Below are 7,801 nucleotides of genomic sequence, written 5' to 3'. Positions count from 1 at the left end.
ACCTAAACTTAACCCCATCATACCGTGGCCCGTAGCGATAATTAGATTTTCTCTTTTTTCGCTTCTGCCAATGTAAGGCAAACCATCAGGTGATGACGGACGGAAACCATACCAGATATCTTTTTCTGCCGGAAGTGCGGGGTTTAAATCTGGAAAATATACTGGAACCGATTCTACAATCCCTTTAACCCTTTGCATATTAATGCGGGTATTAATTTTATCTAACTCCATTGTGCCGCCGTACCTAATCTGCCCGTTCATTGGTGTTATGGCCACCCTGGCTTCACATAACAATGCCGGAATAGTTAGCCGTTGCTGAGGTTCCGGTTCCATAAAAGAATAACCTTTACCTGGCATTAAAGATATTTTAACATCGGCCATTTTAGCCACAGCAGGCGACCATGAACCAGTTGCCAAAACGTACTGATCGGCTTCCCAGGCAGTATTGCCTGTAAAAACCTTCATAATGCGATTGCCTGCCGTTTCAATTTTATCAACCTCTCTGCCACGTTCTATCTTAACACCATTGTTTAGTAAATATTGAAGCAAAGCATTCATCAACTTTGTTGGGTAAAGATGTGCATCGCAACGATAATGTACTGCGCCTAAAACATCTAATTTTAAATCGGGTTGTAATGCGCGGCATTCTTCGGCTGTTAATACAGCCATATCCAAACCCAGTTCAATTGCCCTTGCAGCTAAATGCGCTTCTTCTTCTCCTGCTTTTTCTGTTTTATAAAATGCCAGAATGCCGTTGTTGGTTAATTCGAAATCGAAATCAGGCTCTTTTGCCAAGCCTTCATATAGTTTTTTGCTCAGTAACGATAAATCGCGTAAAGGTGCTGCCGATTGGCTTACGTGTTTTGCCGTGGCATGCTTCATAAATTTCAAACCCCAGTTAATGAGGTTCCCATTTAAAGATGGGCGAACATAAAAAGGGCTTTTGCTGTCAAACATCCATCGGATACCCTGTTTTATCATGCCCGGTGCAGCCAAGGGTACAAAATGGCTTGGTACAATCATCCCGGCATTACCAAAAGAGCAGTTGTCGGTAATATCTCCTTTATCTAAAACTGTAACTTCGTAGCCTTTTTTCTGCAGATAATACGCTGAAGTTAAACCTACTATTCCACCACCTATAATTAATACTTTCGACATTCTTTTAATTTATACTGCTGATATTCTTTTAAAAACTCACTAAATCACCTGAAATCCATATGCATATGGATCATCTTCGGCATCTATTTTAATGGTATTGTAACCATAAACTTTTGCCCAGCCCTCTACACTTGGTATAATAGCTTTAATTCCGTTTAAGTCTACAACTTCTTCTACTCTTCCGATAAATTTGCTGCCGATAAAACTTTCGTGGATAAAATCTTCTCCTTGTTTTAATTTTCCTTTAGCAAACCATTGTGCTAAACGGGCTGAGGTGCCTGTTCCACATGGCGACCGATCGATGGCTTTATCGCCATAAAAAACTGCATTCCTGGCGGTTGATGTAGGGTCGATTGTTTTACCGGTCCACAACACATGGCTACAGCCATTTATCGTCGGGTCTAAAGGATGTACAAAAGTATATTGTTCGTTGATGCGTTTTCTGATGGTCTGGCTCCAGGTAATCAGTTGTGAAGCGGTGTAGTTTTCCAGTCCCGGAAAATTTTCCTGTGGGTCTACAATGGCATAAAAGTTACCCCCATAAGCTACATCAAAAGTAAGTGTACCTAAATCCGGGCATTCTACTTCTAAATTTTCTGCCGCCAAGTAAGAAGCTACGTTTTTCAGCTTAACCGATTTAACCTTTTTACCTTCTTGCTTATATTCAATTAAGACTAATCCGGCCGGGGCCTCCATTCTGATCACACCTGGTATTTTGGGCTGAATCAATCCTTCCTCTATGGCAATAGTAATGGTACCGATAGTACCATGGCCGCACATTGGAAGGCAGCCACTGGTTTCGATAAAAAGCACAGCTACATCATTGGCTGGATCGTGAGGCGGATAAAGAATACTGCCCGACATCATATCATGGCCGCGTGGTTCGAACATTAAACCTGTTCTGATCCAATCGAATTCTTTCAAAAAATGCTGACGCTTTTCGCTCATATTTGAGCCAATAAGCTGAGGGCCGCCGCCTGCAACTAACCTAACCGGATTTCCGCAAGTATGTGCATCTACACAAAAAAAAGTTTTACTCATGAGATTTCGTTAATATCTGGTTAACCGTTCTGAAAATACCTAAAGGATTTCCGTCTTTCAATTCATCAGGCAACAATTCCTGTTCCCAATCCTGATAGGCCAATGGCCTTGCAAAACGGTTGATTGCTGTTGAACCAACTGAAGTAAAACGACTATCGTTGGTAGCAGGAAACGGTCCACCATGTTGCATAGCTGCACAAACTTCTACGCCTGTAGGCACACCATTTAAAATAATCCTTCCGGTTTTATCAGTCAGCTTATTTACCAAAGTTTGATAGTGCTGAAGCTCCTGTTTTTCGGCCATTAGGGTTACGGTAAGTTGTCCTTCCAGAACATCAATGGCTTTTTCAAGTTCAGCAATATCCTGAGCAACAACCAACAACGAATATGGGCCAAAAATTTCTTCACGAAGTTTTGGATTTTTGATAAAATCAGCAGCACTTACCTGAGCAACTTTCGCCTCCGATTGATTTTGAAGTTCACTATTTTTTACTGTTGATGCCGATAAAAGCGCAACGCCACCTTCATTTACTACCTCAGCTGAAAGTTTACCATAATTATTGGCAATACCCTCGGTAAGCATAGTTGCAGATGGAATAGTTGAAATTGCCTCTTTTAAAACGGCTTTAAAATTTTCGAGTGCCGGCGATTGAACCGCTAACAATAGACCCGGGTTGGTACAAAACTGACCAGCGCCCAAAGTAATTGATGCAGCATATTTTTTACCCAGTTCTTCTGCCTGGTTTTCTATTGCCTTGGGAAGAAAAATTACCGGATTAATGCTTCCCATTTCGGCAAAAACCGGAATAGGTTGTTCGCGCTGTTGAGCAAGATTAATCAAGGCCATTCCTCCTTTAAACGAACCTGTAAACGTTACTGCTTTAGTTAATGGGTGCTGAACCAAGCTTGCTCCAATGTTATAACCATCATCATACAACAAAGAGAAAACACCTTTAGGCATTCCCGTTTTTTCGGCAGCTTTGATAATGGCACCGCCTACCATCGCACTGGTTCCGTAATGTGCGGGATGTGCTTTAACTACTACTGGGCAACCAGAAGCTAGTGCTGATGCTGTATCGCCGCCTGCAACTGAAAAAGCAAGTGGAAAATTACTTGCACCAAAAATCACTACCGGCCCGATTGGGATCAGCATTCGTCTAATATCAGGCCGTGGCAAAGGCTGTCTTTCAGGCAGTGCAGTATCGATAATTGCATCAACCCAAGAGCCTTCGGCAACCAGATTGGCAAATAACCTTAACTGGCCTGTTGTTCTGCCCAGTTCGCCCTGTAAACGACCTAAAGGCAAACCGCTTTCTGCCGAAGCCCTGTCTACCAACTCTCCGCCAAGATTAGCGATTTCATCGGCAATAGCATTTAAAAAAGCGGCTTTAAGATCTTTATTTAGGCTTCTATAGCTTTGGAAAGCCGATGTTGCTGATGTTAAGGCATCATTAACAAGGCTATCGTTCGCTTTAAAAAATTCACCGTCAAGCGTTAATCCCGTTGCGGGATTAATAGCTTTAAGGCTTCTTTCATTAACTTCTACATAGGTGCTTGCTACAATATTTTTTCCGTTCATATTTGGTTTTTAAACTATTTTCCCCAGCTACCTGCAGGTAGTTCCGGACGAACAGCTAATGCATCGTTAATAATTTTCAATACTTTTTCTCTCTCTGCGCCACTTATTGGTAAACGGGGTGCACGAACTGCTTCTGTTCCTAATCCGGTTGCTACCTCAGCTAATTTAATGTACTGTACCAATTTTGCATGAATATCCAGCTCAAGTACAGGCAAAAACCAGCGGTAAATGGTTAGCGCCTCAGCAATGCGGTTTTCTTTAATCAGTCTGAAAATGGCAACTGTTTCTCTCGGGAAAGCATCTACTAAACCTGCAACCCATCCGTGAGCCCCCATCACAATACTTTCCATCGCCAGTGGATCTACCCCTGTAAATATTTTGAAACGGTCGCCAAAGCGGTTGATCAATCGGGTTACGTTCGATACATCTCTTGTTGATTCTTTGATCGCCTGAATGTTATCATATTTTGTCAAAACCTCGAACATATCTAAGGTTACTTCGATTTTATAATCAACAGGATTGTTATAAATCATGATCGGCAGGCTTGTGCTTTCTGCAATGGCACCAAAAAAGGCCAAAGTTTCATCTGGAGCAGCATTATAACGCATTGGCGGCAACAACATTAAACCCTGTGCACCAAGCGATTCTGCTTTTTTAGCTACTTCGATTGCTTTTTTTGTAGTCGACTCTGCAATGTTCAATAAAACCGGCACTCGGCCATTTACAACAGTTAAGGTATGCGATAACAGACCGAACTTTTCTTCATCGGTTAATACACTGGCTTCGCCAAGCGATCCGCCTAAGATAATCCCTTCAGCACCTGCTTCTAACTGCGCTTCGATATTTAAATCGAAAGCCGGAAAATCTAACTCATCATTTGCCGTAAATTTTGTTGTTACAGCAGGGAAAACCCCAGTCCATTTGATACTCATTGTAATGTTATGTTTTTAATAATTATGATTCAAAAAATTAATCTAGCCCGTTTTAACCCAAAAGCCGGGTAATTGGCAAATCATCATTTAATTAAATATCGGTAATAAATCCGTTAAACGACATTCAAAGTTAGGTGATTGCTAAACAGTAATATTATTGGATTTTAACCGATATTGGTTATAAATGCGCCATTTGAATCAGACACAATTGATTTGGAAAAGCTGAGGCTCTTGTAGGAGAAATGAGATATAACAAAAAAAGGTATCCTCACGAAAAAGAATAGCTTAATAAAATCTGTCGGATGGTAACATCCAACAGCACTGTAATAAAAGCAATTTCTCCTTAGATTATGTCATGTTGAGCCTGTCGAAACACCTTAAGAGGTATTTAAACAAGTCCTTCGACAAGCTCTTGATGACAAATCTATAATTATGATACAGCCTCTTTAATACCCTACTACGCAACCTATTTGATCAATTATTTTGTGTTTTTCACCTCTAGGTAGTACATAAATTCGATACCCGATTTTGTAAAAAGCGCATCCTGACCTTTAGCCAACGCAACCTGTTGCCAGTTTTGCGATGGGATAATTTTAAGCGCTTTAATGCCTTCTTTTTTCAGGCTTAAAGGCAGATTGAACCCTTTAACACAATTGCTGTATCGGTAAAAAGCTTTGCCACCTTTGAGGTAATATTCGAATGTAGGAACTTGCACCGTACGCAGGTACTGATCAAAAACTTTTGAAAAATTGTAACCCGCTTTTTTTGAAACATAATTTTCGATCTGAGTGGTGGTTACCGTTTTATGATAAAAGGTTTGGTTGAGCCCACGCAATATGGATCTAAAAAGTTCGTCGTTATTTAAACTATGCCTTATGGCGTGTAACATGTTCCCTCCCTTTGGATACATATCGCCACTGCCCTGTGCATTTACGCCATAAGGGGGAATAATAGGGCTATCATTCCGGATGCCTTTTCTGATCCCAAAATTGTATTCATTCCCAGCTTTATTGCCAAAAATGTAATCTACAAAAAGTGTTTCACTATAGTTGGTAAAACCTTCGTGCACCCACATATCGGCCAGATCATTAGTGGTAATGTTATTGCCGAACCATTCGTGCCCGCTTTCGTGGATAATGATGAAATCCCACTTTAAGCCCCAACCATCGCCCGACATGTCTCTACCTCTATAGCCAAACTTATAACCATTGCCATAAGATACTGCCGATTGATGCTCCATTCCTGTATGCGAAGCATCGATAAGTTGATAACCATCTTCATAAAAAGGATATGGCCCAAACCAATGCTCCAGACTTTTCATCATTTTATGCACCTGGTCGGGCATATAAGTTTTCGCTTTTGGATAATTGTAATCGAGTACCCAATAATTCACATCTAATGCACCTTTTTCACCAGCATATTTCTCCTTAAAATTTACATATTTGCCTATGTAAGGAATGATGCAATAATTACTGATCGGATTTTTAACATTGTACTGGTAAGTCACGGTACCATCGTGATTATCCTTCTTGAATACCAGGCGCCCATTCCCTACCGCTACCAATGTATCGGGAACAGTCATCGTTAAAGAAGCGCCCAGATTAGGCTCGTCGCTTTGATGATCTTTATTCGGATACCATACTGAAGCGCCTAGGCCCTGACAGGCCACCGTCATCCATGGGCGCGAAAGCGAATCGGTGGTGAAGATAAAACCACCATCCCAGGGCGCTCTTTTAGCCTGATGAACCTTTCCATGGTAAAAAATATGAACATTATTCAGTGCAGATAACTTTTGCGCTGGGACATGCACATACCAAACACTGCCAACATGTTCGAATTTCACCTTCGAACTTCCGTTGTATAAAACACTATCAATAATTAATGGCTCCTGCAAATCGATCTGCATGCGCATATTACCACTATTATGCTGCACTACTTTGTATACGATTTTATTCGAGCCCGCTATACTTTTATCATTATAATCGGGTTTAACAGAAAGTTCGTAACGCTGCACATCCCACCAGGTACGTTCGGCATTTAAGCTTCCCCTTAAGGTATCGGCCAAAGTGTAAACCTTTTTTGGGCTTTGCGCAAAAAGCATGGTACTAAACGTTAAGAAAAGTACGGTTAGGGAGGTTAGTTTTTTCATATGTTTTTGCTGGTTATTATGTTGAATAGGTTATTATTAATTTGAAAAGCAATTGCAGTACTTATCGGTTAGCTCAATCCTGTTATCCCTCCTGCTCCGATGAAACCTGTGAAACAAGCAAGCACACAATAAAAGATAAAATATACCGTGCTTAAATCGGGAGCATCCGTTCTATCAGGTTTATTTAACCCTGGTTCTGTGCKTCTGTYCAAGGTCTCCACCCTTTAAAAAAACCGAAAAGCCCTGCGCTCCAAAAAAAAGCAGTTATTCCAAATAACCGCCCTAGCTAATAAGCTTCACTTCTAATCGATTCGATTTCATCTGTGGTTAAGGCCAAATGTTTACCCAACATCCTGCTTCCGCTTTCGGTAACCAGAAAATCGTCTTCAACCCTAATGCCACTAAAGTTTCTGAACTGTTCCAATTTATCGTAGTTAATAAATTCGGCAAACTGGTTGGTGGCTTTCCAACGGTCTATTAATTCGGGAATAATATAAACACCTGGCTCTACCGTTAACACATAACCTGCTTCGAGTGCTTTACCCAACCTTAACGATTTCAATCCAAACTGGGCAGTGTTTTTAGTCAGTTCATCGGTATAACCTACATATTGCTCACCTAAATCTTCCATATCGTGCACATCTAAACCCATCATATGGCCTGTTCCGCATTGAAAAAACATGGCATGCGCACCGGCTTGCACCGCATTGTCTATATTACCCTTCATCAGGCCAATATCTTTTAAACCCTGTGCCAGCATTTTACACGAGGCCAAATGCACATCTAAGTATCTTACACCCGGCGCCAACATGTTTTTGCCATGCGTGTAAGCATTCAATACAATATCATACACATCTTTTTGCTCGGCACTAAACTTTTTGCCTACCGGAAAAGTACGTGTAAGATCGCCTGCATAACCTAAAGCTGTTTCTACACCAGAGT

Annotated in this window: 6 protein-coding genes; all 6 read right to left on the bottom strand. The window is 41.1% G+C overall.

Annotated elements, in window-relative coordinates; all coding sequences use genetic code 11:
- The coding region (locus AC1DPQ_RS11480) for an NAD(P)/FAD-dependent oxidoreductase (protein ID WP_477609359.1) at positions 1-1,158 on the bottom strand (1,158 nt) is incomplete at its 3' end.
- 39 nt (positions 1,159-1,197) lie between these two features.
- Entirely contained in the window at positions 1,198-2,199 is a 1,002-nt protein-coding gene (locus AC1DPQ_RS11475; protein ID WP_477584754.1) for a 4-hydroxyproline epimerase, read from the bottom strand.
- Positions 2,192-3,778 (bottom strand): aldehyde dehydrogenase (NADP(+)), encoded by a 1,587-nt coding sequence (locus AC1DPQ_RS11470; RefSeq protein WP_477584753.1) that lies wholly within the window; start codon positions 3,776-3,778, stop codon positions 2,192-2,194. The genes AC1DPQ_RS11475 and AC1DPQ_RS11470 overlap by 8 nt, the downstream gene beginning before the upstream one ends.
- Positions 3,779-3,792: 14 nt before the next feature.
- Positions 3,793-4,710 (bottom strand): dihydrodipicolinate synthase family protein, encoded by a 918-nt coding sequence (locus AC1DPQ_RS11465; RefSeq protein WP_029276121.1) that lies wholly within the window; start codon positions 4,708-4,710, stop codon positions 3,793-3,795.
- 478 nt (positions 4,711-5,188) lie between these two features.
- Entirely contained in the window at positions 5,189-6,859 is a 1,671-nt protein-coding gene (locus AC1DPQ_RS11460) for a M1 family metallopeptidase (protein ID WP_477609356.1), read from the bottom strand.
- 286 nt (positions 6,860-7,145) lie between these two features.
- Positions 7,146-7,801, bottom strand: a 656-nt coding sequence (locus AC1DPQ_RS11455; RefSeq protein WP_477609354.1) for a M24 family metallopeptidase, incomplete at its 5' end; no start/stop codon positions are given.

Source organism: Pedobacter sp. 01T416_2, from assembly GCF_056398925.1.
The sequence above is the reverse complement of the archived record's forward strand: the minus strand, read 5'-3'. Positions and strand labels throughout refer to the sequence as shown.

Bases quoted from the DNA above. Each gene is read 5' to 3' on its own strand.
- AC1DPQ_RS11470 (WP_477584753.1), bottom strand. From the start codon at position 3,778: ATGAACGGAAAAAATATTGTAGCAAGCACCTATGTAGAAGTTAATGAA.
- AC1DPQ_RS11460 (WP_477609356.1), bottom strand. From the start codon at position 6,859: ATGAAAAAACTAACCTCCCTAACCGTACTTTTCTTAACGTTTAGTACC.
- AC1DPQ_RS11465 (WP_029276121.1), bottom strand. From the start codon at position 4,710: ATGAGTATCAAATGGACTGGGGTTTTCCCTGCTGTAACAACAAAATTT.
- AC1DPQ_RS11475 (WP_477584754.1), bottom strand. From the start codon at position 2,199: ATGAGTAAAACTTTTTTTTGTGTAGATGCACATACTTGCGGAAATCCG.